The 24707-nt window shown below is 43.5% G+C and carries 22 protein-coding genes and 1 pseudogene; 19 read left to right on the forward strand and 4 right to left on the reverse strand.

The features are described from left to right. Window positions 1–125 precede the first annotated feature (125 nt). From cysG to rpoS, 12 genes are all read left to right on the forward strand, one after another. Window positions 126–1604, forward strand: coding sequence for a siroheme synthase CysG (gene cysG, locus BDD26_RS08690; protein ID WP_115826290.1), 1479 nt, complete (start codon window positions 126–128; stop codon window positions 1602–1604). 10 nt (window positions 1605–1614) lie between these two features. Further along, window positions 1615–2523, forward strand: coding sequence for a sulfate adenylyltransferase subunit CysD (gene cysD / locus BDD26_RS08695; protein ID WP_038269092.1), 909 nt, complete (start codon window positions 1615–1617; stop codon window positions 2521–2523). A gap of 33 nt (window positions 2524–2556) precedes the next feature. Then, the gene (gene cysN, locus BDD26_RS08700; protein ID WP_115826292.1) at window positions 2557–3999 is read left to right on the forward strand and encodes a sulfate adenylyltransferase subunit CysN; all 1443 of its coding nucleotides are present in this window, start codon (window positions 2557–2559) and stop codon (window positions 3997–3999) included. Further along, window positions 4000–4635, forward strand: a complete 636-nt coding sequence (gene cysC, locus BDD26_RS08705; protein ID WP_115826294.1) for an adenylyl-sulfate kinase — start codon at window positions 4000–4002, stop codon at window positions 4633–4635. Between the two features lie 190 nt (window positions 4636–4825). After that, the gene (ftsB, locus tag BDD26_RS08710) at window positions 4826–5185 is read left to right on the forward strand and encodes a cell division protein FtsB (protein ID WP_038269101.1); all 360 of its coding nucleotides are present in this window, start codon (window positions 4826–4828) and stop codon (window positions 5183–5185) included. 60 nt (window positions 5186–5245) lie between these two features. Next, the gene (ispD, locus tag BDD26_RS08715; protein ID WP_115826296.1) at window positions 5246–6031 is read left to right on the forward strand and encodes a 2-C-methyl-D-erythritol 4-phosphate cytidylyltransferase; all 786 of its coding nucleotides are present in this window, start codon (window positions 5246–5248) and stop codon (window positions 6029–6031) included. Further along, window positions 6028–6501, forward strand: coding sequence for a 2-C-methyl-D-erythritol 2,4-cyclodiphosphate synthase (ispF, locus tag BDD26_RS08720; RefSeq protein WP_038269108.1), 474 nt, complete (start codon window positions 6028–6030; stop codon window positions 6499–6501). Before ispD ends, ispF begins: the two co-directional genes overlap by 4 nt. An 18-nt stretch (window positions 6502–6519) precedes the next feature. Beyond that, the gene (truD, locus tag BDD26_RS08725) at window positions 6520–7569 is read left to right on the forward strand and encodes a tRNA pseudouridine(13) synthase TruD (protein ID WP_115826298.1); all 1050 of its coding nucleotides are present in this window, start codon (window positions 6520–6522) and stop codon (window positions 7567–7569) included. 375 nt (window positions 7570–7944) lie between these two features. Continuing rightward, window positions 7945–8709 (forward strand): 5'/3'-nucleotidase SurE, encoded by a 765-nt coding sequence (surE, locus tag BDD26_RS08735; protein ID WP_038269116.1) that lies wholly within the window; start codon window positions 7945–7947, stop codon window positions 8707–8709. Then, window positions 8703–9329, forward strand: coding sequence for a protein-L-isoaspartate(D-aspartate) O-methyltransferase (locus BDD26_RS08740; protein WP_038269119.1), 627 nt, complete (start codon window positions 8703–8705; stop codon window positions 9327–9329). The genes surE and BDD26_RS08740 overlap by 7 nt, the downstream gene beginning before the upstream one ends. 154 nt (window positions 9330–9483) lie before the next feature. After that, on the forward strand, window positions 9484–10536 hold the full coding sequence (nlpD, locus tag BDD26_RS08745) for a murein hydrolase activator NlpD (RefSeq protein WP_115826300.1): 1053 nt from the start codon (window positions 9484–9486) through the stop codon (window positions 10534–10536). A 53-nt stretch (window positions 10537–10589) separates the two neighbouring features. After that, window positions 10590–11585, forward strand: coding sequence for an RNA polymerase sigma factor RpoS (rpoS, locus tag BDD26_RS08750; protein ID WP_038269125.1), 996 nt, complete (start codon window positions 10590–10592; stop codon window positions 11583–11585). Window positions 11586–11691: 106 nt separating this feature from the next. Here the strand turns inward: rpoS and miaE are convergent, their stop codons facing one another. The 3 genes from miaE to BDD26_RS20920 all read right to left on the reverse strand — a co-directional run bounded on the left by miaE (window position 11692) and on the right by BDD26_RS20920 (window position 15464). Beyond that, window positions 11692–12471, reverse strand: coding sequence for a tRNA isopentenyl-2-thiomethyl-A-37 hydroxylase MiaE (miaE, locus tag BDD26_RS08755; RefSeq protein ID WP_211305457.1), 780 nt, complete (start codon window positions 12469–12471; stop codon window positions 11692–11694). A 2-nt stretch (window positions 12472–12473) separates the two neighbouring features. Continuing rightward, window positions 12474–15035 (reverse strand): DNA mismatch repair protein MutS, encoded by a 2562-nt coding sequence (gene mutS, locus BDD26_RS08760; RefSeq protein WP_115827522.1) that lies wholly within the window; start codon window positions 15033–15035, stop codon window positions 12474–12476. A gap of 282 nt (window positions 15036–15317) precedes the next feature. Next, window positions 15318–15464 (reverse strand): GFA family protein, encoded by a 147-nt coding sequence (locus BDD26_RS20920; RefSeq protein WP_438364134.1) that lies wholly within the window; start codon window positions 15462–15464, stop codon window positions 15318–15320. Window positions 15465–15832: 368 nt separating this feature from the next. Here BDD26_RS20920 and BDD26_RS08770 point away from each other — a divergent pair, with 368 nt between their 5' ends. The 7 genes and pseudogenes from BDD26_RS08770 (at window position 15833) to BDD26_RS08800 (ending at window position 23179) form a co-directional block, all read left to right on the forward strand. Then, window positions 15833–16612: an MBL fold metallo-hydrolase gene (locus BDD26_RS08770; RefSeq protein ID WP_115826302.1), complete on the forward strand. Its 780-nt coding sequence runs from the start codon at window positions 15833–15835 to the stop codon at window positions 16610–16612. Window positions 16613–16741: 129 nt separating this feature from the next. Then, complete coding sequence (locus BDD26_RS08775) at window positions 16742–17716, forward strand: GlxA family transcriptional regulator (protein WP_038269131.1); 975 nt, start codon at window positions 16742–16744, stop codon at window positions 17714–17716. Between the two features lie 39 nt (window positions 17717–17755). Further along, a pseudogene (locus tag BDD26_RS08780) lies at window positions 17756–17899 on the forward strand (IS630 family transposase); the annotation flags it as partial. 366 nt (window positions 17900–18265) lie between these two features. Further along, on the forward strand, window positions 18266–19078 hold the full coding sequence (map, locus tag BDD26_RS08785) for a type I methionyl aminopeptidase (RefSeq protein WP_115826304.1): 813 nt from the start codon (window positions 18266–18268) through the stop codon (window positions 19076–19078). An 82-nt stretch (window positions 19079–19160) separates the two neighbouring features. Continuing rightward, window positions 19161–20201, forward strand: coding sequence for an IS630 family transposase (locus tag BDD26_RS08790; RefSeq protein WP_115825370.1), 1041 nt, complete (start codon window positions 19161–19163; stop codon window positions 20199–20201). 464 nt (window positions 20202–20665) lie between these two features. Continuing rightward, window positions 20666–22819, forward strand: coding sequence for a carbon starvation CstA family protein (locus BDD26_RS08795; RefSeq protein ID WP_115826306.1), 2154 nt, complete (start codon window positions 20666–20668; stop codon window positions 22817–22819). Window positions 22820–22975: 156 nt separating this feature from the next. Further along, a complete protein-coding gene (locus BDD26_RS08800) occupies window positions 22976–23179 on the forward strand; it encodes a YbdD/YjiX family protein (protein WP_038269137.1) in 204 nt (67 codons plus the stop codon). Between the two features lie 118 nt (window positions 23180–23297). Here BDD26_RS08800 and BDD26_RS08805 read toward each other — a convergent pair whose 3' ends face one another. After that, the gene (locus BDD26_RS08805; protein ID WP_115826308.1) at window positions 23298–24599 is read right to left on the reverse strand and encodes an FAD-dependent oxidoreductase; all 1302 of its coding nucleotides are present in this window, start codon (window positions 24597–24599) and stop codon (window positions 23298–23300) included. Window positions 24600–24707 lie beyond the last annotated feature (108 nt).

Consider the following 24707-nt stretch of genomic DNA (forward strand, 5'->3'; position numbering starts at 1 on the left):
ACCTTATACGATTCAGGAACTAATAATTACTTTTTGTCATTTCATAACCACCTCACAGCTTCATATATTCATTTCTTAGATAATTATTACGAAATTAAACACTGAACACTGGATGGCATGTCATTGTGGATTATTTACCCTTATTTGTTGAACTGAAATCGCGTGCTGTTTTGCTGGTAGGCGGCGGAGAAGTCGCTTCTCGTAAGGCTGGCTTGCTATTGCGTGCAGGGGCTGCGTTAACAATTGTTGCTCCCGAATTACATCCTGAATTGCAACAACGCCATCAAAAAGGGGAGCTTGAGTGGTTACAGGGAGCATTTCACCCGGACTATCTTGATGGCGTATTTTTGGTGATTGCAGCGACTGGTGACCACAGTTTAAACCAATATGTTTTCTCAGAGGCTAATCGCCGCGCTATTTTGGTTAATGTGGTAGATGATCAGTCACTTTGCTCTGCAATTTTCCCTTCAATTATTGATCGCTCTCCGGTTATGGTAGCTATCTCCTCTGCTGGAAAATCACCTGTATTAACACGATTACTGCGGGAAAAATTGGAATCCCTGTTGCCCTTTCATCTCGGCACAATGGCGGAAATTGCGGGGCGTTGGCGTAACCAGGTGAAACAGAGCCTGACTTCCCTGCGCCAGCGTCGTTATTTCTGGGAAAAAGCATTTAACGGACGTTTTTCCACATTAGTTGCCAATGGGCAGTTACAACAAGCAGAAAAACAGTTGGATCAACAACTGCGTGATGAACAACTGAAACAAACTAGTAAGCAGGGAGAACTGGTGTTAGTTGGAGCAGGTCCCGGTGATCCGGGTTTGTTGACTTTAAAAGGGCTGCAAGTGATCCAGCAAGCGGATGTGGTGCTTTATGATCACTTAGTCAGCGCCGAAATACTCGAATTGGTCCGCCGTGATGCTGACAAAATCTGTGTAGGTAAAAGAGCAGGGTGCCATTCAGTTGCGCAGGAAGAGACCAATGCGTTGATCGTCAAACTGGCACATCAGGGGAAAAAAGTGGTTCGTCTGAAAGGAGGCGATCCCTTTATTTTTGGCCGTGGTGGAGAAGAATTACAGGTTGCCGCATCCGCAGACATTCCTTTTCAGGTTGTGCCTGGTATTACTGCCGCTGTCGGCGCTTCTGCCTACGCGGGAATTCCCCTGACGCACAGGGAACATTCCCAAAGCGTCACTTTTATTACCGGGCATTGCCGTGAAAACGGTAATGAACTGGACTGGCCCGCATTGGCGCGAGGCAATCAAACACTGGCGATTTATATGGGAGTCATAAAGTCAGCTCTGATCAGCCAGAAATTAATTTCACACGGGCGGGATGCCAGCACACCTGTTGCCGTGATTGGTTGCGGGACTCGCTCCGAACAACAAGTATTGACCGGGACGTTGTCTGAACTGGAACGATTGGCACAGGATGCTCCATCGCCAGCATTGCTGGTGGTGGGTGAGGTTGCTCAACTTCACCATCAGTTAGCATGGTTCGCGCAGCGATCGGTTGAACAGCGATCCACCGATCAGAAAAAGTTATTAGAGCCAGAACAATCTGTTGCTCCGCTAAATCGCTCCGCTGTTGTTGACTTAGAATAAGGAATTATCAATGGAAGAAAAAAGACTGACCCATTTGCAGCAACTTGAAGCTGAAAGTATTCATATTATCCGCGAAGTCGCTGCTGAATTTGCCAATCCGGTAATGCTTTATTCCATTGGTAAAGACTCTTCTGTGATGCTGCATCTCGCACGTAAGGCATTTTATCCGGGAAAATTGCCTTTTCCGTTGTTGCATGTCGATACAGGCTGGAAATTCCGGGAAATGTATGAATTCCGTGATCAGACAGCAAAAAAACATGGCTTCGAATTGCTGGTCTATCGTAACCCGCAAGGTGAAGAGTTGGGTATTAATCCTTTTATTCATGGCAGTGCAAAACATACAGACATTATGAAAACGGAAGGATTGAAGCAAGCTCTGGACAAATATGGATTTGACGCCGCTTTTGGTGGTGCAAGGCGTGACGAAGAGAAATCCCGTGCCAAAGAGCGTATCTATTCTTTCCGTGATCGTTCCCATCGTTGGGATCCCAAAAATCAGCGCCCGGAACTTTGGCGTAACTATAACGGCCAGATTAATAAAGGTGAAAGTATCCGTGTATTCCCGCTATCTAACTGGACGGAGCTGGATATCTGGCAATACATCTATTTAGAACAGATAGATATTGTTCCTCTCTATTTTGCTAAATCTCGTCCGATTGTTCAGCGCGATGGCACATTGATTATGGTTGATGATGATCGTATCGATTTGAAATCAGGTGAAGTGATCAGTCAGCGCAAAGTTCGCTTCAGGACATTGGGGTGTTGGCCTTTGACCGGTGCTGTGGAATCGGAAGCGGAAACATTGCCGGAAATTATCGAAGAAATGTTGATATCAACAACCAGTGAGCGGCAGGGCCGGCTTATTGACAGTGATCAATCTGGTTCAATGGAGCTGAAAAAACGCCAGGGTTATTTTTAAAGGCATGGTGTTATTTTTTGAGGAGAGAAGAATATGCCGACACTTGCACATAATGAATCCATCGCCAATCAAATCAAACAGCAGGGTGGTGTTGAATCCTATTTGAAAGCACAGCAGGAAAAGGGATTATTGCGTTTTTTAACTTGTGGCAGTGTAGATGATGGCAAAAGTACTCTGATTGGTCGCCTGTTGCACGATACTCGCCAGATCTATGCAGATCAGCTTGCGACTTTGCAAAATGACAGTAAGCGGCTGGGAACGCAGGGAGAGAAGTTAGATCTGGCGCTTTTAGTGGATGGCCTTGCGGCTGAACGGGAACAAGGTATTACCATAGATGTGGCATATCGTTATTTTTCCACTGAGAAACGTAAGTTTATCATCGCGGATACACCGGGGCATGAGCAATATACCCGTAATATGGCAACAGGGGCGTCAACCTGTGATCTTTCGATTTTACTGATTGATGCGCGAAAAGGAGTACAGGAACAGACTCGCCGCCATAGTTTTATCAGTACACTGCTAGGTATTCGCCACCTGGTGGTGGCAGTGAATAAAATGGATCTGATGGAATATAGACAAGAGATTTTCGCTCAGATCAAACAGGATTATTTACATTTCACTGAGCAATTGCCTGCCGATTTGCATATTTATTTTGTCCCCATATCTGCGCTGGAAGGGGACAATATTGTCAGTCGTAGTGAAAATATGCCGTGGTATACCGGAGAAACGTTGCTGGATATTCTTGAAGTGGTTGATGTGCAGAAAAATGTTGCGAAACAGTTACTGCGTTTTCCGGTGCAATATGTCAATCGCCCTGATCTGGATTTTCGCGGTTACAGCGGTACGTTGTCATCGGGAATTTTACGTCAGGGGCAGAAAATCAAAGTAATGCCATCAGGCAGGGTGTCTACGGTAGAACGGATTGTCACTTTCGACGGTGACTTACCTTTTGCTGTGCCGGGTGAAGCGATCACCATCGTGCTGAAAGATGAAATAGATATCAGCCGTGGTGACCTTTTGGTTGCGGTTGAAGATCAAATAATTGTCGCTCATCATGCGTTGGTGGATGTTGTATGGATGTCAGAAAAGCCGCTAATTCAGGGGCAAAGTCTGGATATCAAGGTGGCTGGTAAAAAGAGTCGTGCCAAAATTGATAATGTGCAATATCAGGTAGATATCAATAACCTGACACAAAAAGTTGCGGTTGAGTTGCCGCTGAATGCCATTGGGCTGGTGGAATTTTCATTTGATGAACCATTGCTTCTCGACAGTTACCAGCAAAGTGCGGATACCGGCGGTATCATTCTGATTGACCGTTTGACTAACGTTACTGTTGGCGCTGGATTGGTTCGTGAAGTTCAGACCGATGTCTATCAAGAGCCGAAAGAGTACAGTGAGTTTGAACTGGAATTCAATCGCTTAGTGCGCCGCCATTTCCCGCACTGGGGAGCTCGTGATTTATTGGGGGGAAAATAAGTGGCTCAGTTCGAAGATACTGATACCTTTTCCGGTATTGTTTCCAATAATATTGTCTGGCATTCACATGATGTAACCAGAAAACAGCGGGAAGCCGTTAATGGGCATCCTGCTTTGGTTATCTGGTTTACCGGGTTATCAGGTTCAGGAAAATCCACGCTGGCGGGAATGTTGGAGCACGCTCTATTCTCACAGGGGATCAAAACCTATTTGTTGGATGGCGATAATGTGCGTCACGGTTTGTGTCGTGATCTGGGGTTTTCTGAGGCTGATCGACAGGAGAATATCCGGCGTGTAGGAGAAGTTGCGAAATTAATGGTTGATGCCGGGCTGGTGGTATTGACGGCATTTATTTCTCCTGGCCGGGCTGAGCGACAAAAAATACGTCAATCGATGGAGTCTGGTCAATTTATTGAAGTATTTGTAGATACACCTCTGGCGATTTGTGAATCCCGTGATCCGAAAGGTTTATATAAAAAAGCGCGAGCCGGGGAAATTCCGAATTTCACCGGAATTGATGCGATTTATGAAGCACCAGAACAGCCTGATATTTATTTGGATGGCTCACAAGATATTGAATTATTAATGGAAAAATTGCTTCTTGCACTCAATGATCGCTATATTGTGACTATTTAATATCCCGTTTAAATTTCCCATTCTCTGAGCAGAGTAGAAACACATTATTGCAGGCGAAGTCATGTGTTTCTACACTCATTTCATTTAATACTTTTTATTATGTCTTGTGATCACATTTCAGAAGCAGTTTGTGATAGTGGCGTCATTCCTTGAGTTATGGGATGATTAGCGGGTTTTTCTGGGGGCGGAAATGGGTAAACTAACGCTACTATTACTGGTTTTACTTGGCTGGTTACAGTATTCGCTGTGGTTCGGCAAAAATGGTATCCACGATTATGTGCGAATTAAAGATGAGGTTGAAAAACAAGAGAAGGACAACCTTTTCCTTAAGTCACGCAATGACCAGTTGTTTGCTGAAATTAAAGATCTGAAAAGCGGTCAACAAGCAATTGAAGAACGTGCCCGCAATGAATTAGGTATGATTAAGCCGGGTGAATCTTTTTATCGCATGGTGCCGGATTCAATGAAACAAAATTCACAACATTCTGTGAGTCACAATACCAATACGGATACCAGTATATTGGGACAAAATCAAAATAGTGAACAATAATTCACCTGATTTTTATTATCCCGCTGATATTTTTATCACTGAATTTGATGACTAAACCTTATGACTGAAATAGTTGCTTTGATCCCTGCCGCTGGTATTGGCAGTCGGATGCAATCAGAATGTCCGAAACAATATCTTAATATCGCGGGAAAAACCATAATTGAACATACGCTGGCTGCATTGCTTGAACATCCCCGTATACAGCAAATTGTTATTGTGCTGAATCCTGCTGACACGCAATTCAACCAATTGGCCATTGCTTCCGATCCGCGTATTACAACAGTTATTGGTGGTGATGAGCGTGCTGATTCAGTGCTGGCGGGGCTGAACTATTTGTCAGATCTTTCAGCGGAGCACCCTGTCTGGGTTTTGGTTCATGATGCGGCCCGTCCTTGTTTACACCGCGATGACCTCGATAATTTACTGCAACTGGTCGATAAAAGCCCGTTCTCTTCTGCCCTGCGTGATAGCCAGTATGATGGTGAACTTTTCTGTGGTGGATTATTAGCCGCTCCCGTCAGGGATACTATGAAACGTATGGTGATTTCGCCCGTGGAAAAAATATCAGCGGAAAAGTCATTATTCGTTGATCATACTGTCGATCGCAATGGTCTTTGGCACGCATTGACTCCGCAATTATTTCCTTTACAGCTATTACGTGATTGCCTGATGAAAGCACTTTCAGAGCAAGCCCGCATTACGGACGAATCTTCCGCACTGGAGTATTGCGGTTATCGTCCGGTACTTATCAAAGGAAGAGCGGACAACATTAAAGTGACTCAACCTGAAGATCTGGCATTGGCTGAGTTTTATCTATCCCGAAAATCAAAGGAACATATCGTATGAGAATTGGTCACGGTTTTGATGTACATAAATTTGGCGGAGAAGGGCCATTGATCATTGGCGGTGTCCGTATTCCTTATGATCAGGGATTGATTGCACACTCAGATGGTGATGTTGCCTTACATGCTGCAACGGATGCTCTGTTGGGGGCTGCGGCTTTGGGAGATATCGGGAAATTGTTTCCAGATACTGACCCTGCTTTCAAAGGTGCTGATAGCCGTGAATTGCTGAAAGAAGCCTATCGGCGTATCCGTGAAAAAGGATATCGGATTGGTAATCTTGATATCACAATTATCGCGCAGGCACCTAAAATGCTACCCCATATTCCCCAGATGCGGGTTAATCTGGCAGAAGATCTTGAGTGCCATATGGATGACATTAATGTTAAAGCAACAACCACAGAAAAACTGGGATTTGTTGGACGTAAAGAAGGTATTGCCTGTGAAGCAGTTGCCTTGTTGGTGAAGGAATAAACGGGTGAAGGAATAAGTATGGCATTGCGTGAATTACATTGGCTTTATGGGCGTCCTGAAGCAACCGGCATTGTTAAAGCAGCACCGGAAGATTTTATTGTTCGTGAAGACTTAGGCTTTTCTCCTGATGGAGAAGGCGAACATTTAATGGTACATATTCGTAAGACAGGGTGTAATACACAGTTTGTTGCCGATCATCTTGCCCGATTCGCTAAAATACCAGCACGCTCTGTCAGTTATGCAGGTTTAAAAGATCGTAATGCAGTGACTGAACAGTGGTTTTGCCTGCATTTACCGGGAAAACAAGATCCTGATTTAACTGCATTTCAGCTTGAAGGCTGTGAAATACTGGCTACGGCTCGCCAGAAACGCAAACTGCGCATTGGAGTATTGAAAGGTAATGATTTCACACTGGTTTTAAGGGAAATCTCTGATCGGCAATCCGTGGAAAAGCGCTTGCAGCAGGTTGCTCAGACAGGCGTTCCTAACTATTTTGGCGAACAGCGTTTCGGGCGAGATGGACAGAATCTGGTTCAGGCGCAGCGTTGGGCAGAAAATGAAATTCAGGTTAAAGAGCGTAATCGCCGTAGCTTTTACCTTTCTGCTTGCCGCAGTGTTATGTTTAATATTATTACCAGCATACGTATTGCGCAGGGTGAGCATCAACAGGTACAAAATGGTGACGCATTACAGTTAACCGGGCGTGGTAGTTGGTTTGTGGCTGACGAATCTGAACTGGCTGCGCTACAGCAACGGGTTATTGATGGGGAGTTACAGATCACCGCTCCGTTACCGGGAGACAAGGCATTGGGGACACAGAATCAGGCGCTGGATTTTGAGCAGCAATGTTTACAGGATTACGATTCGCTTTGGTCATTAGTCAAACGTGAACGTGTAGAAAGTGCTCGCAGGGCGATGTTGGTGAAACCAATTAACCTGCGTTGGGAATGGCAGGATGACCAAATTGTCACACTTCATTTTTCTTTGCCATCAGGCAGTTTTGCCACCAGTGTTATCAGAGAATTGATTAACCAGAATCAAAATAATACGGCTGATATTGCTGAATAATGACTTTTTGTTTCTGATTCCCTTTACTTATTCCCAGTCATATGGTTAGCGATATGGCTGGAATTTTATTTCCTTTCCAGTTAGTGAATTTAAATACACTTTCTTTTATTTTTTCTACAGATCCTTCTCCGTACAGAGACAGGTGTTTGAATAAAAGTAAGTACAACTGACTTTAATGGTCAGTATTTTCCTATTTGGACAGGCTGAATGCAAAGCGCTCTACAAAACGGGTTGCCTCATGCTAAGATCAAACGATTTTCTGACAATCCTGCTCTTGTCCGGGCGTATGTTACACCATAAAAAAATAGGACAATGGATAGGGAAAGTTACAGTATCATTCTATGTTTTAACAAGTAAAATCAATGAGATATTTTAATGCTGCGGATATTGCTGAGTAATGATGATGGTGTCACTGCGCCGGGTATTCAAACTTTAGCGGCTAAATTGCGGGAACAATATCATGTGCAGGTAATTGCACCTGATCGTAACCGTAGTGGTGCGTCGAATGCTTTAACGTTAGATCGTCCTTTGCGTATCAGCGTATTGAGTAATGGTGATGTTGCTGTTCGGGAAGGAACACCGACAGACTGTGTTTACTTGGGGGTCAATAAATTAGTTCGCCCTCGCCCGGATATTGTGGTTTCAGGGATCAACTGTGGTCCCAATTTAGGTGATGATGTGATTTATTCCGGCACAGTTGCCGCTGCAATGGAAGGGCGTCATTTAGGGCTACCTGCCTTAGCTGTATCACTTGATGGTGACAAACATTATGAAACAGCAGCAGAAGTCACTGTACGTTTATTGAATCTGTTACAAAAATTCCCATTGAGAGCCGGTAATATTCTGAACATCAATGTGCCTGATATACCTATTGAGCAAATCAAAGGGTTTAAGGTTACACGATGTGGTTGCCGATGTGCGGCTGAAGAAGTTTATTCTCTGGAAGATCCCAAGGGCGATATGCTTTATTGGATAGGGCCTCCGGGAGAAAAGCGTGATGCTGGCCCGGAAACAGATTTTGCTGCGGTAGAAGAAGGGTTTGTCTCCATTACTCCTTTACAGGTAGATTTGACAGCCTATAAAGCACAGGAATTGGTAGCTGATTGGTTGTTGAAAGTCGGGGATACGGGAGAATGTTAAGTCGGTTAATGAAAAATTTGCTGACACAATTGCGCCAGCAGGGAATACAGAACGAGCACCTGCTGGATGTGATATCCAGAGTTCCCAGAGAATGCTTTGTTGATGAAGCCTTGGCGCATAAAGCATATGAAAACACAGCACTGCCAATTGGATCTGGGCAGACTATATCTCAGCCGTATATTGTTGCTCGTATGACTGAGCTACTGAATTTGACTCCTGAATCTAATGTATTGGAGATTGGAACGGGGTCTGGCTATCAGACGGCTATACTTGCCCATTTAGCCAGACATGTTTTCTCCGTAGAACGTATTAAGGGGTTACAGTGGCAGGCTAAGCGCAGGTTAAAACAGCTCGATTTACATAATATCTCAACCCGCCATGGGGATGGTTGGAATGGTTGGCCGTCAAAGGGGCCATTTCATGCCATTATCGTCACAGCTGCACCTCCAGAAATACCACAGGCACTATTACATCAGCTGGCAGATGGCGGCGTGATGGTATTGCCAGTTGGTGAGCATTCTCAGTCGCTAAAAGTGGTACGTCGCTATGGAAACGATTTTCATAGTGAAGTAATCGAATCTGTTCGTTTCGTACCCTTGATCCAAGGTGAACTGGCATAATCTGCTGATTTATGTTTTTTTGCCGCTATTTTTAAATTAGCCGTCATTTTTTGAGATAAAAAAAGTATTTTGCTTTAAATATTTTTGTACATCTAAATTTCTTTATAAATCATCATGCTTATCACTTATATTTGCCTTTATGGGGGAATAAGGTATGAAAGTAGGAAACTTAATGAAAAAAATACAGTGGATAATAACCTGCGTTATTGTGGGAGTAATTCTGACAGGTTGTAGTAATACAACGAACCGTCCTGCACCAATAGTGAGTGTGGATAATCAGGAAAAAAACAGAATAATATCCTCCCGGAGCCCAGCAGTTTCGACACCTGTGTCATCTTCTCCCCCTGTCATTTCTACAAATCGGCCAATAGAACATCGTGCTTCAGATAATAGATATCCAGTGAATCATTCTGGCAATACGCCTGCTCAGCAAGAGGGGATCGTCTATGACCGCAATTATGAGAACATTCCTAAAGGCAGTTATAACGGCAATACTTACACAGTTAAACATGGAGACACTTTATTTTACATTGCGTGGATTACTGGTAAGGATTTTCGTGATATATCTCACATAAATGGTATTTCAGAACCTTATAGCTTAAATGTTGGCCAAGTCCTGAGAATTGGCAATGCAACCTCCAGGAATGGTGTATTAATAGCATCAAATAGTACTCAATCTAAAATTGAGCAGGTTGATTTTCAAAAAGGTAATGCGTATCCTGCAAATACTGATAGGCAAAATCCTAGAAAAATGTTGCCAAGAGTGACAGTTTCTGATAGCGACGATGACGCTTCTAAATCATCGCCAGCGACAGGTTTAAATGCGAGTAAGGCTGTCAATAATTGGAAATGGCCTGCGGAAGGAAAGATTCTTGAAGGTTTCTCAGATTCCCGGGGGGGGAATAAAGGTATTGACATTGCGGGGAGTCGTGGTCAACCCGTTTTTGCGGCCGCTAGCGGGAAAGTTGTTTACACCGGAAACGCATTACGCGGATATGGAAATCTAATAATAATAAAACATGATGATGACTACCTGAGTGCCTATGCTCACAATGATTCCATGTTGGTGCGAGATCAGCAGGAAGTACAGGCAGGGCAAAAAATCGCCACTATGGGTAGCACCGGAACCAGTTCAGTAAGATTGCATTTTGAGATTAGATACAGGGAAAAATCCGTAAACCCGCTGCGTTATCTTCCGCAGCGATAAACCGGGGCAGGAACCTGAACTCCTGTCCGCATTATCATGGGTAGGAGCAGCTGATGAGCCAAGGTACGCTTAAAGTTAATGAGTTGTATGAAGAGGCGGATTTAGACGAAAGTGGCATGGAAGCCGATGACTTTGATGAAGCGTTGCTGAAAGACGAGGATGATTTAACTAGTCTTGATGAAGATTTGGATTTGTTGCAAGGAGTAAACCAGCGCGTTCTTGATGCAACACAGCTTTATCTCGGAGAGATTGGGTTTTCTCCTTTATTGACAGCAGAGGAAGAAGTTCTTTTCGCCAGACGCGCATTGCGGGGAGATATTGCTGCACGCCAGCGTATGATTGAAAGTAATTTGCGGTTGGTAGTTAAGATCTCCCGCAGATATAGCAACCGAGGGTTGGCACTTTTGGATTTGATTGAAGAAGGTAATCTTGGTCTTATCCGAGCAGTAGAAAAATTCGATCCTGAAAGAGGTTTTCGTTTTTCCACTTATGCAACTTGGTGGATCCGCCAGACAATTGAACGGGCTATTATGAATCAAACTCGTACGATTCGTTTGCCTATTCATATCGTTAAAGAGCTAAATGTTTATTTACGTACTGCCAGAGAGTTGGCTCATAAATTGGATCATGAGCCAAGTATTGAAGAAATAGCGGAAAAACTGGATAAGCCAGTTGATGATGTAAGTCGTATGATGCGGCTTAATGAACGTATTACTTCCGTTGATACACCAATTAGTGGGGATTCAGATAAAGCGTTATTGGATATTTTATCTGATGAGAATGATTCAGGGCCAGAAACAACTATTCAGGATGATGATATGAAACAAAGTATTGTCAAATGGTTGTTTGAGTTGAATGCAAAACAACGTGAAGTTCTGGCTCGCCGTTTTGGTTTACTTGGGTACGAAGCGGAAACATTGGAAGATGTCGGGCGAGAAATTGGGTTAACCAGGGAAAGAGTCCGTCAGATCCAGGTGGAAGGGTTGCGTCGTCTCAGAGACATTCTGCACACCCAGGGTTTGAACATTGAATCATTATTTCGTACTTAATTTTTATGCCTAATAGAATTTAAGATATGGCTGAAAAAACTGTAAATTGAAAGATAGAGAGATAATTTAATAAAAAGGTGGGTTTATTGACCCACCTTTTTATTTTTTAATTTATCGGAATACCGCTATGGAATTTGAAATCAGGATCTGGTGACTGAATAAGTTCAGCTTCAATTTGACCAAAATATTTCACTCTTTCGGTAATATCTTCTTTAGAGATAGATTGAGCCAGCGTTAAATAATCCTGATAATGGCGCGCTTCTGAACGCAGCAGGGAAATATAAAATTTACCCAACTCTTCATCCAGATGAGGAGCCAGTTTCGCGAAACGCTCGCAAGAGCGTGCTTCAATATATGCCCCAATAATCAACTTATCTACCAAAGTGTAAGGCTCATGGTTCGTGATATGCTGAAATAATGACTTGGCATAACGACTGGCGCTGATGCTGTCATAGTTGATCCCTCTGGCATTCATGATTTCCAGCACCTGATAAAAGTGGTGTAACTCTTCTTTAATCAACAACACCATTTTATCAATCAGCTCTTGGTCATAGGGGGATTTTTCCCGTGCTGTAATTTGCTTGGTGGCCTGACTTTTGCCTTTCAATGAATGAATATCGCCAATTTTTTTATAGGCGAAATCCTCATAGGGTTTAAACCATGCCAGCAAAGCGTCAGCACTTGCAGGATCTACAGCATATTTGCGGATCAGAAACATGGCGCTTTGAGCTGCTTTTAATTCACACAGAAGGTGATCACGCAGTAAAACCGGAAGATTTTCCGGTTGTCGTGCTTTTTCTACCCATTGATCCGGTGTCTCACACTGTAAAAATTGATAAATTGGTTCTAACAGGCTGATATCACGTTTCATTTGTGAAACCGTCATTTTTACACCATGTCTTTTAAACGATAAATCCAATCCAGTGCCTGACGTGGTGTCAGGGAATCAGGATTCAGATTTTCCAATGCCTCAACTGCTGGAGAAGTTTCTTCTGTCAGTAGCGTCAATTGCGGTGTATCGACATAACCTGCTGTTGCGTTGTTGGAAAGTGACTCCAGTTCTTTTAATTTTTGGCGTGCTCGCTTGATGACATCGCGGGGGACTCCTGCCAGTGAAGCAACAGCCAACCCGTAACTTTTGCTGGCAGCGCCCTCTTGAACATTGTGCATAAAAGCGATGGTATCGCCATGTTCAACAGCATCCAGATGGATATTAACCACACCTTCGAGCTTTTCAGGTAATGTTGTTAATTCAAAATAGTGAGTAGCAAACAGCGTCATTGCTTTGATGCGGTTAGCCAGATTTTCAGCGCAGGCCCAGGCGAGGGATAGACCATCGTAAGTTGATGTACCACGCCCGATCTCATCCATCAGAACCAGACTATGCTCTGTTGCGTTATGCAGAATATTGGCGGTTTCTGTCATTTCTACCATGAAGGTTGAACGCCCTGAAGCCAGATCATCAGAAGCCCCTACCCGGGTGAAAATACGGTCTACAGGCCCAATCACGGCTTTTTCAGCAGGAACAAAACTGCCGATATACGCCAATAACGTAATTAAGGCTGCCTGACGCATATAAGTACTTTTACCCCCCATATTCGGTCCTGTGATGATTAACAGACGACGTTGCGATGAAAGCGTTAATGGGTTTGAAATAAAAGGCTCACTGAGCACCTGCTCAACAACCGGATGACGACCGCCCGTGATTTGTATCCCGGCTTTATCAGTCAGGGTCGGGCAGGTATAGTTCAATGTTTCAGCGCGTTCAGCCAGGTTTGCCAGAACATCTAATTCTGAAAGAGCTTCCGCACTGGTTTGCAACGCGGCCAGATGAGGAAGCAATAAATCGAACAGTTCTTCATACAGCGCTTTTTCGATAGCGAGCGCTTTACCTTTGGAAGTCAGAACCTTATCTTCATATTCTTTTAGTTCAGGAATAATGTAACGTTCTGCGTTTTTCAGGGTTTGGCGGCGTACATAATGAATTGGTACGAGATGGCTTTGTCCACGGCTGACCTGAATATAGTAACCATGTACGGCATTGAAGCCGACTTTCAGGGTATCAATGCCAAGCTTTTCGCGTTCGCGGATTTCCAGTCTGTCAAGATAATCACTGGCCCCATCTGCCAATGCCCGCCATTCGTCTAACTCAGCATTATAGCCGGTTGCAATCACTCCACCATCACGGACCAGAACCGGAGGTGTTTCGACAATTGCCTTTTCCAACAGTGTCTGTAACTCATCAAAATGACCGATACGCTGTTGCAATATTTGGATATAAGGCGAATCCTCAGAGGCCATAATCTGGTGAATATCAGGTAATTGCTGGAACGCATGACGCATTCTTGCCAGATCACGGGGACGAGCGGAACGAAGAGCAAGGCGGGCAAGTACACGTTCTAAGTCACCAACCTGACGTAAAAACGGTTGTAGCTCAAAGCCGATTTCCTGGAGTGCAGAAATCGCCTGCTGGCGATTTTCCAGTATGTTTTTGTTACGGATCGGAGTATGTAGCCAACGTTTCAGCATGCGGCTGCCCATTGGCGTTACACACTGGTCGAGCACAGAAGCCAGCGTATTTTCAGTACTTCCCGACAGATTTTGTGTCAATTCGAGATTACGGCGGGTTGCAGCATCCATAATCACTGTTTCTTGCTGACACTCCATCGTGATATTACGGATATGAGGCAGAGCAGTACGCTGAGTATCTTTGACATATTGCAGCAGACAACCCGCAGCCCGTAGCGCCAGTGTGGCTTTTTCCACACCAAAACCTATCAGATCACGAGTACCAAATTGCAAATTCAATTGTTGTCTTGCCGTATCCAGTTCAAATTCCCACATTGGGCGGCGACGCAGACCGTGACAGCGTTCAATCAGCGCCATATGACTGAACGTTTCAGGGTAGAGTAATTCTGCCGGGCGGGTACGTTGAAGCTCTGCCGCGATGGTATCCTCATCAGCTATTTCAGAAACACGGAAGCGGCCAGAAGTGATATCCAAAGTAGCATAACCGAATCCCTGACTGTCATGCCAGATAGCCGCCAGAAGATTATCCTGACGTTCTTGCAGCAATGCTTCATCAGTGACAGTACCCGGAGTGACGATACGTACAACTTTACGTTCAACAGGGCCTTTACTGCTGGCAGGATCACCAACCTGCTCACATATTGCCGCAGATTCACCGAGTTGAACCAGTTTTGCCAGATAGTTTTCGATTGCATGATAAGGAACCCCTGCCATTGGAATTGGCTGGCCTGCGGATTGCCCACGTTTAGTCAGTGAAATATCCAGTAACTTTGCCGCCTTTTTGGCATCGTCATAGAACAACTCATAAAAGTCACCCATGCGGTAAAGCAGCAGAATGTCCGGGTGTTGCGCTTTCAGTCGCAGATACTGCTGCATCATAGGAGTATGACTATCTATATCCTTTGCTGGAGATTCTTTCATATTGATTTGATTCAATTTTTTATTCCTGTTGACTCGGTTGGGCTATCGACACTCAGTCAACCCATCGAAATGACAAAACCTAAATATAATCAGCTAAGGATAGAACGTTAATGAACCTCATGCTGGGCGAAAACACTATCTTATCACTGATAATCTGTGTGATTCATCTGTGGATTCGATTGCTTACATAAAGAGCAAGAGTTGTAGGGCAGGGTATCAGGATTGTCATCGGCAATGTATCAGATTTTCTGACTATTAAACAGGATTGCGAAGCCGCTCGATTTAAATCATTTTGCTATGTATTCCGCTATCCTCCTGCTGTTTTTGACACATAGTACATGAACAGGTATGAAGATTATCTGGAATCCCCGTAGCAATAAATCTGATATTGCCACATAAACATCCACCCCGATATTCTGATGCATTCATAGCTCTTCCTTATATAACGTTGTGATATATTGAACTACTCTCATTTAGAGCCTGGCAGATTTAAGAGGAAATAAAAGTGGCGGCTTACCAACCTCATTACATTCTCCTGATGGGAGGGATAACGACACTGGACGTTCCCTTTATGATCCCTTTCTTCTATTACCTTTGAACAAGCCGTTTGGCTGGGCGTAATGCCAGTAAAAACCTAAGCCATTGCGATTGACCTGATTTCATCGACTAATGGCCTGAGAGCATGTCACGGCTTATCCCTTCGTCATCTTATAGTAAGCCCACTCGCAGCCACCCTGTCGGACAACAGCAAACATGGTGGATGAGCCTCAAAATCTGATGAATTACTGGAGCAATCAATGAAATTAACGCAAATCCGCAATGCCACTCTCGTGCTGGAATATGCCGGTAAAAAATTTCTTATCGATCCGATGCTGGCAGAAAAGGAAGCCTGGGATGGCTTTGCCGGAAATGCACGCCCGCACCTGCGTAATCCCATGGTTGCCCTGTCTGTGGCGGTAGAAGATTTACTGGCTGTTGATGCCGTTATTCTGACACACACCCATACCGATCACTGGGATGAAGCGGCTCAGCAGGCTGTTCCCAAAGATATGCTTATCTACACGCAGGATGAGAGCGACGCGGCGCTGATCCGTTCTCAGGGCTTTCTCAACATCCGCGTTCTGAAAGATGAAAATCATTTCGTTGATGGCCTGACTATTTATAAAACTGACGGTCAGCACGGCAGTAACGAATTGTACGCAGATGCCGAATGGGGTGATCTACTGGGGGATGCATGTGGGCTGGTCTTCACACATCATGATGAAAAAACGCTTTATATCGCGGGTGATACCGTCTGGGTTAAGTCTTATGCAAGAAGCCTGCAGCGCTTCAAGCCGGAGATTGTGGTGCTAAACACCGGCTATGCTGTCAACGACCTTTACGGTCCGATTATCATGGGTAAAGAGGACACGCTGCGCACGCTTAGGATGTTGCCGACTGCGACCATCGTGGCTTCTCACATGGAATCGATTAACCATTGCCTTCTTACCCGCGCGGAGTTACGGGAGTTCACCCTTGAACACGGCATTGAAGATAAGGTCCTTATCCCTGCAGACGGTGAGATAATGGCTTTCTGATAAGCCACTCCGCCTGACTGAGGAATAGAATGCCATTCCGGCAGGTCACCTGTTATCCTTTGGTCAATCGAAATCAGCGCATTAGCCGCCGGTGATCCGGTGGTTATCATTTACGGTAAGGTTAACGTTATGTCTGCACTGACGGTCGCCGTGATCGCCACAGCCGGATTCAGCCCGTTTCACTTTTCAGTGCCCTGTATTCTTTTCGGGCAGTCAATGCCGCAGCCGGACTTATTCCGTGTGGAAATCTGTGCGGAAAATCCCGGCGTAGTGCTCTCTGATATTGGGCTGTCCATCAACGTGGAGCACGGACTTGAGCAGCTTGACGTTGCAGATATTGTTATTGTGCCCTACTGGAATAATCCTGATGAAAAACCCTCTCAGGCACTGCTGGATAAACTGATAAGCGCATGGCAGCGTGGCGCAGAGGTGGTGGGCCTTTGTTTAGGTACTTACGTACTTGCCTACTCAGGCTTGCTTAATCAGCACCGTGCTGCAACACACTGGGAGTATGAAAAGGACTTCACCGAACGATTTCCAGCCGTTCATCTGAACAGCAACTCGCTGTATACCAGCGATGAACGTCTTATTACCTCTGCCGGTACGGCGGCCGGTATTGACTGCTGTCTGAACATCATTCGTGACCATTACGGCTCTGCAATTGCCAACCGGGTTGCAAGAAGAATGGTTGTTCCACCTTACCGGGAAGGCGGACAGGCCCAGTTCATTGAACGCCCGGTTCCGGTATCTACGCGGGACAGCAAAATGAACGAGCTGATTGAATATCTGCGTCGAAACCTGGATAAGCCGCACGATCTCAACTCACTGGCCGGATTCGTCAGTATGAGCAGGCGAACGCTGACGCGTCATTTTTTCAAGGCAACCGGAACGACGCTGGGAGAATGGCTGAATGCGGAGCGCCTTCAAAGAAGCCAGGAACTACTGGAAACCACGGACAGCAGTATTGAAAGCGTGTCAAATATGGCCGGGTTTCAGTCACCAATTTCTTTCCGCCAGAGTTTTAAAGCGAGATTCAGCGTCAGCCCAAGCGAATGGCGCCGGGCATTCCGTGGTTCTGCGCCTGTAGATCAGGAAAAGATCTGAGCGAAAGTTAAGATATAAGAATAGTTATACAAACTTTTACCGGTTTATTCGCCATGGCTAAATAAGATTGAACGCCTGTGGCAGTCTTTGCATGAAACCGTCACACGGAATCATTGCTGTCAGTATATGTGGCAACTCTTAGCGTGCGTTGAAGAATTTATGACTGCATTTTCATTAGGGTAACAACCGGGAGTGAGAAAAATGAGTGTATCGTTATTATGAAAGCTTATTTATATGACGCCTCAGAATGTTATGAAGAATTTGATAACAATTTCTCCATCTGATGTTATTTCTCATGAAAATATAGGTGATATTATCATCTCTTTATCATTGCTGATATAGACATTTTGCATATATGGATTTGTAATGTCTTAATTACGTGGATAACTGATACTGGGAAGTATATTGAATATTGGAAAACTACATTACATTATGAATGTGTATATAAATGAGGATGCGAACAAATTTTAATAAATAGCTTGAGTTATTCATTGATGTAAGGGCATTATTAAGGGCAGATCCTACATGCTGAAAAATAAGAGAAAATAAATGACAAATAGCAATAATATATTGATAAAAAATGTAGAAGAAATAAAACGAATGGAGATCGCTGGGCGTTTGACCGGACAGGTACTTGAAGCTGTTCGGCCGATTATCATTCCGGGAATAACGACTTTGGAAATAGATAAATTTTGTCATGATTATATTGTCAATACTCTTGGAGCAATTCCCGGTAGCTTGGGGCAATATGGCTTTCCCCATACGGCCAATACATCGGTGAATCATGTTGTCTGTCATGGTTGGCCATCAGATAAGAAACTGAAAAATGGTGATATTGTCAATGTGGATGTGACGGTTAAAAAAGATGGGTACTATGGAGATAGTAGTGTCACATTTTGTGTCGGTGAAGTCGCTTCTCATGCCAGGCGCTTGGTGGATGTGACGCAGGAGTGTCTGTATAAAGCAATCAAGATTGTAAAGCCGGGGATTACACTGGGAGATATCGGGCAGACAATACAACAGCACGCTGAGGCGAATAATTATAGCGTTGTACGCGAATATTGCGGTCATGGGATAGGTAGCAATATGCATGAAGAACCCCAGGTTCTGCATTATGGCAGAGTTGGTGAAGGAGTTGTATTGAAAGAAGGTATGACTTTCACAATTGAACCGATGATTAATCAGGGGAAAAAAGAGATCAAATTGCATAAGGATGGCTGGACAGTAACAACAAAAGATCGTCGATTATCAGCGCAGTTTGAACATACTGTTTTGGTTACTCATGATGGTTTCAAAGTCTTGACTCTACGGGATGAAGAGCGTGAAGTTTTTGAGCGTGGTATAAATAAGCTTTCAAAATAGTAGATCACTTGAAGGGAACTCAGCCCGGTTTTTGCGATCTGATTAATCGCCAAATCAAAAAAATCCCAAAATGGACTGAGTAATGCCAATCATAGCACCCATACCCCGAAGTGAACGACGTCAGATGAAAAAATTTATTCATAAAACCCGGGATAAAGATTATGCACGCCGACTCATGGCACTCTTAATGTTACATGAAGGCAAGACCGTTTCTGCCATCTCCAGAACCCTTCATTGTTCACGTTCTTCGGTTAATCGTTGGATAAATTGGTTTACATTATATGGGCTGGAAGGATTAAAAAGTTTACCGTCAGGAAGACCTGCTATCTGGAATTTAGCACCACTTTTTAGTTTGCTGTCGTTCTTATTACAGCACTCCCCACAGGATTTTGGCTGTCTGCGTTCACGTTGGAGCATTGAGCTGATTACTCGAATAATCAATGAATTATTCTGTTTGTCGCTTTCGCAAAGTACGTTCTATCGTTATTTCTGTCAGGTCGGTATTGTCTGGCGAAGGGCAGCACCTACCGTAAAAAAGCCTGATCCTGAGTATGACGAAAAAATGGCAAAAATCACTGAAGCTTTATCCAACGTGTCAGAACCACATCCTGTTTTTTACGAAGATGAAGTCGATATTGACCTTAACCCAAAAATCGGGGCGGACTGGTGTCTGAAAGGGCAACAAAAACGGGTCATGACGCCGGGAAAAAATCAAAAACACTACCTCGCGGGCTGCCTTGACGCCCAAACAGGCCAAGTGACTTATGTCAGCGGTATAAAGAAAAATTCTGATTTATTTATCAACATGTTAAAGGAACTGAATGGCCAATATCGCCATGCAAAAAACATCACGTTGATTTTAGATAACTATGGCATTCATAAAAGCCGGAAAGTCAGGGCATGGCTAAAACAAAATCCTAAATTTAATTTGTTGTTTTTACCGGTCTATTCGCCATGGATAAATAAGATTGAACGCCTATGGCAATCATTGCATGAAACCGTCACACGGAATCATTGTTGTCAGTATATGTGGCAACTCTTGAAATGCGTTGAAGCGTTTATTAACGCATTTTCATCAGGGCAACAACCGGGAATGAGAAAAATGGGTGTATCACTATTATGAAAACTTATTTATACCCTATGGATCTCAACATAATTAACCAATAAATATCAATTTTTTTATAATTATGTGAATTTTATGCCTTTACTTTATAAGAATAAAAATACTTTTTGTTTTATTTCTTGCTGCTATCAATAAACGTATATATGTCATTTCATTCTCCGGTGAGTATGGGAATTTTAATTGCTTGAAAGACGATGCCATTGATTAAGGTTTATGAACAGTGAGCTTATTCACAAAATTAGGCAGGTTTTAATTGCTCTGAAACCACTGACAGAAGGATTCTGACCGCTTAATGTGTTATTCCGCCGTTGACTCAGATCCTTCTAATATCGCAGCAGGAAGTTTCATATCATAGTGCAGTGTGGCGAGTAGTGTTTCTTCCCTCTGTGATCAGATGACTGGTTTCTTGAAGTGGAAGTAAAAAGAGTAACTTGCTGTTCGTCTTACCTTAAAAAGGGTGTTTTATGAACAATAATAAATTTTTAAAACATATTCCCTGGGTAATATTAGGGATAATTGGGGCATGTTGCCTCGGAGTTGTTGCACTGCGTCGGGGAGAACATGTTAGTGCTTTATGGATAATTGTTGCTTCCGTAGCAGTTTATCTGGTTGCCTATCGGTATTACAGCCTTTACATCGCCACAAAGGTGATGAAGCTGGATGCAACGCGGGCAACACCCGCTGTGGTTAATAATGATGGCCTGAATTATGTTCCTACCAATAAAAATGTTCTGTTTGGTCACCACTTTGCAGCTATTGCAGGGGCAGGGCCATTAGTCGGGCCTGTGCTGGCGGCACAAGTCGGTTATCTGCCGGGGACATTGTGGCTGCTGGCCGGAGTTGTGCTTGCTGGTGCAGTACAGGATTTTATGGTGTTGTTTATCTCTTCTCGTCGTAACGGAGCATCATTAGGAGAGATTGTTAAAGAAGAGATGGGGCGGGTTCCGGGCTCAATCGCTCTATTTGGTTGCTTCTTGATTATGATTATTATTCTGGCAGTACTGGCACTCATTGTGGTGAAAGCATTGGCAGAAAGTCCATGGGGAGTATTTACCGTTTGTTCCACAGTACCGATTGCACTTTTCATGGGGATCTACATGCGGTATATCCGTCCGGGTCGCGTGGGAGAAGTTTCGGTTATTGGGATCTTGATGCTGATCGCTGCAATCTGGTTCGGTGGTGTTGTAGCGGCTGATCCTTACTGGGGGCCTGCTTTAACTTTTAAAGATACTACCATTACTTATGCGCTGATTGGGTATGCGTTTGTTTCTGCATTATTGCCCGTTTGGCTGATCCTGGCTCCACGAGATTATTTGGCGACTTTCTTGAAAATTGGTGTGATTGTTGGCCTGGCGATTGGTATTGTGATCCTCAATCCTGATCTGAAAATGCCGGCCGTTACACAATTTGTTGATGGTACAGGGCCTGTCTGGAAAGGTACATTATTCCCATTCTTGTTTATCACCATTGCTTGTGGTGCAGTCTCTGGTTTCCATGCTCTGATCTCTTCTGGTACAACACCTAAATTGCTGGCAAGCGAAAAAGATGCGCGTTTCATTGGCTATGGCGCGATGTTGATGGAATCGTTTGTTGCTATTATGGCACTGGTTGCAGCATCTATTATCGAACCAGGGCTTTATTTTGCTATGAACACGCCTCCTGCCGCGTTGGGCATCACTATGCCTGATTTGCACAATCTGGGAACTGCGGAAGCACCAATGATTATGGTTGCGTTGAAAGATGTGACCACACAAGCTGCAGCAGCAGTCAGTTCCTGGGGTTTTGTTATTTCACCAGATCAGATTCTGCAAACAGCAAAAGACATTGGTGAACCTTCTGTTCTGAATCGTGCAGGAGGAGCGCCAACTCTGGCGGTGGGTATTGCCCATGTATTCCATCAGATCGTCCCGATTGCAGATATGGGTTTCTGGTATCACTTTGGTATTCTGTTTGAAGCGCTATTCATTCTGACAGCTTTGGATGCAGGTACACGTTCTGGCCGCTTTATGTTGCAGGATTTATTAGGGAATTTTGTGCCGTTCCTGAAAAAAACGGATTCTCTGATTGCGGGTATGATTGGTACAGCGGGTTGTGTGGGTATGTGGGGCTATCTGTTGTATCAGGGCGTTGTTGATCCATTGGGTGGTGTCAAGAGTCTGTGGCCACTATTTGGGATCTCGAACCAGATGCTGGCAGCTGTTGCACTGGTACTGGGTACTGTTGTGCTGATTAAAATGAAACGTACCAAGTACATTTGGGTAACTGTTGTGCCTGCAATCTGGTTGCTGATTTGTACTACCTGGGCGCTGGGACTGAAATTATTCAGCGACAACCCCAAACTGGAAGGTTTCTTCTTCCTGGCAAAAGAGTATAAACAGCGTATTGCAGAAGGCGGAGCAGAATTGACCGCGCAGCAGATCAGTAATATGAATCACATTGTTGTGAACAACTATACCAACGCGGGATTAAGTATTTTGTTCCTTGTCGTGGTCTATAGCATCATTATTTATGGTATTAAGACCGCGATAAAAGCGAACAAAAATCCAGAACGTACAGATAAAGAAACACCTTATGTCCCTGTTCCAGAAGGCGGGGTAAAAGTTTCTTCTACGCACTGATGTAATACTCAAACCGATAGCAGAGACATAAAGCTGCATTGGTAATAGCTATCCCCACATAATCATCTTTGTATTATGTGGGGTTTTTTTAAGGTATAAGGCTAAGGAATAACTTTTGAAAGAAATAGCTTTTGGGAACAGCGATTGGAGAACATTATGTTTGGTAATCTTGGGCGAGCCGGAAAATATTTAGGGCAAGCTGCCCGTATGCTGGTGGGAGTTCCTGACTATGACATTTATGTACAGCATATGAAGGATAATCATCCTGATCAGCCTTATATGACTTATGAAGAATTTTTCCGTGAACGCCAGAATGCACGTTATGGCGGTGATGGTAAGGGTGGTATGCGCTGTTGCTAGCCTGTTAAATAGGAGTTCGATTTGACACAATGAAAAAAGCCAGCGAAATTATTTTGCTGGCTTAATCCTGTTCTTAGAATACTGTGACCTACGATTTTAAGTTAAATGAATCTGGCTCTTAAATCGGTTGGATAATGTTTTTTCTGTTTATTCTGAATGTATGGTTGTCGAACCCGGCTTTTCCACTCAATGCAAGATCAGCACATGCTTTGCCAAATAATGGTGCAAATTTAAATGTCCAACCACCTAATGATAAGACAATATTTTGGTATTGATCATATTCCTTAGGTATAAAATCTAATACTGCTGTATTATCCGGTAGATCGGCGTGTAATGCTCTTGCCATATCAATAGGTGTGGTATCAACTCCTCTCATATAATTAATGACAAAATCTCTGGTTATATCAATATCTAATTCCTTCGGTGCAAAAATTCTGTCATCCACATCATAAAATTTATGTGAAGCCCAATCTACGGCAAGACGGATAAAACCTTTTCGTGCAAATTCATAACTGGGAAAACCATAGAAAAGATTACTGTAACCATTTTTAGGATTCTCAAATTGGAAAAACATTGGATAGTTTCTTTCCGGAATTTCTCCTGTTAATTTATAGTATGAGAAACACATGTCCCAAATGATATAATTTATTTTTATTCCCAGTGATTGAGGTAATATTTTATTAGTAAAAGCATTAGAGGTAATGACTATTTTATCGGCTTTATAGTTACCATTAGCTGTTATAATAGTAACACCATCATGACGGCTGGAGATCTTATTCACTTCAGTATATTCAAGAACGGTAACATTATCTGATTCTTTTAAATATTGCCCCAGTTTCCTTATAATATGTTTGACATCTATAGTAGCATTATCCGGGCTATACAACCCCATGTAATCTTCCGGTAGATCTTTGAATGGGTATTTTGTTTCTAATTCTTTTTTTGTTAAAATTTCATACTCTTTATTGAGTTTCTTTAAGACCTTTATTGGCCCGAACAGCGTACCCTGTGGTGTATCACCTGTTGCCACACCGAAATTGAGTAATCCGTTCATATACATGAATTTAGAATTTAGTTCTTTTTCTAACTCATGATAAAGTTGTCCTGCACTAAAGGATAATGTGGCATGTTCAAGATCATCATAAACCGTTCTCCACATTCTGACATGTCCGGCAGAGCTTGAATCTTGTGTACCTAACGTATTTCTCTCTATGAGTAAAACATTTTTCCTGGCCTTAGCCGCATAATAAGCTGTACATAGCCCAATAATTCCTCCTCCTACAACACAAATGTCATATTTTTTATTATTAATGTATCCGCTTTTATTTACTGTGGCTTCTTGTTCATCTTTGCCTAAAGCAGAAACGTTTATTGCTGCTGTTAATAGTGCTGCTGATTTCGTAAAATCATATCGATTCATCCGTATTCTCCAATTTTAATCATTGTTAAATTTTTATTCTTACCAATCATAAAACCAGACACAGACTGCACGCTAAAAACAAACACTATCATCCATAATGCGATTTTC

The sequence above is a fragment of the Xenorhabdus cabanillasii genome, from assembly GCF_003386665.1.
GTDB classification, from domain to species: Bacteria; Pseudomonadota; Gammaproteobacteria; order Enterobacterales; family Enterobacteriaceae; genus Xenorhabdus; species Xenorhabdus cabanillasii.

Excerpts from the sequence above, each read along its gene's own strand:
- cysD (WP_038269092.1), top strand. The coding sequence starts at position 1,615 with ATGGAAGAAAAAAGACTGACCCATTTGCAGCAACTTGAAGCTGAAAGT.
- cysN (WP_115826292.1), top strand. The coding sequence starts at position 2,557 with ATGCCGACACTTGCACATAATGAATCCATCGCCAATCAAATCAAACAG.
- ftsB (WP_038269101.1), top strand. The coding sequence starts at position 4,826 with ATGGGTAAACTAACGCTACTATTACTGGTTTTACTTGGCTGGTTACAG.
- ispD (WP_115826296.1), top strand. The coding sequence starts at position 5,246 with ATGACTGAAATAGTTGCTTTGATCCCTGCCGCTGGTATTGGCAGTCGG.
- ispF (WP_038269108.1), top strand. The coding sequence starts at position 6,028 with ATGAGAATTGGTCACGGTTTTGATGTACATAAATTTGGCGGAGAAGGG.
- truD (WP_115826298.1), top strand. The coding sequence starts at position 6,520 with ATGGCATTGCGTGAATTACATTGGCTTTATGGGCGTCCTGAAGCAACC.
- surE (WP_038269116.1), top strand. The coding sequence starts at position 7,945 with ATGCTGCGGATATTGCTGAGTAATGATGATGGTGTCACTGCGCCGGGT.
- BDD26_RS08740 (WP_038269119.1), top strand. The coding sequence starts at position 8,703 with ATGTTAAGTCGGTTAATGAAAAATTTGCTGACACAATTGCGCCAGCAG.
- nlpD (WP_115826300.1), top strand. The coding sequence starts at position 9,484 with ATGAAAGTAGGAAACTTAATGAAAAAAATACAGTGGATAATAACCTGC.
- rpoS (WP_038269125.1), top strand. The coding sequence starts at position 10,590 with ATGAGCCAAGGTACGCTTAAAGTTAATGAGTTGTATGAAGAGGCGGAT.
- miaE (WP_211305457.1), bottom strand. The coding sequence starts at position 12,471 with ATGACGGTTTCACAAATGAAACGTGATATCAGCCTGTTAGAACCAATT.
- mutS (WP_115827522.1), bottom strand. The coding sequence starts at position 15,035 with ATGAAAGAATCTCCAGCAAAGGATATAGATAGTCATACTCCTATGATG.
- BDD26_RS20920 (WP_438364134.1), bottom strand. The coding sequence starts at position 15,464 with ATGAATGCATCAGAATATCGGGGTGGATGTTTATGTGGCAATATCAGA.
- BDD26_RS08770 (WP_115826302.1), top strand. The coding sequence starts at position 15,833 with ATGAAATTAACGCAAATCCGCAATGCCACTCTCGTGCTGGAATATGCC.
- BDD26_RS08775 (WP_038269131.1), top strand. The coding sequence starts at position 16,742 with ATGTCTGCACTGACGGTCGCCGTGATCGCCACAGCCGGATTCAGCCCG.
- map (WP_115826304.1), top strand. The coding sequence starts at position 18,266 with ATGACAAATAGCAATAATATATTGATAAAAAATGTAGAAGAAATAAAA.
- BDD26_RS08790 (WP_115825370.1), top strand. The coding sequence starts at position 19,161 with ATGCCAATCATAGCACCCATACCCCGAAGTGAACGACGTCAGATGAAA.
- BDD26_RS08795 (WP_115826306.1), top strand. The coding sequence starts at position 20,666 with ATGAACAATAATAAATTTTTAAAACATATTCCCTGGGTAATATTAGGG.
- BDD26_RS08800 (WP_038269137.1), top strand. The coding sequence starts at position 22,976 with ATGTTTGGTAATCTTGGGCGAGCCGGAAAATATTTAGGGCAAGCTGCC.
- BDD26_RS08805 (WP_115826308.1), bottom strand. The coding sequence starts at position 24,599 with ATGAATCGATATGATTTTACGAAATCAGCAGCACTATTAACAGCAGCA.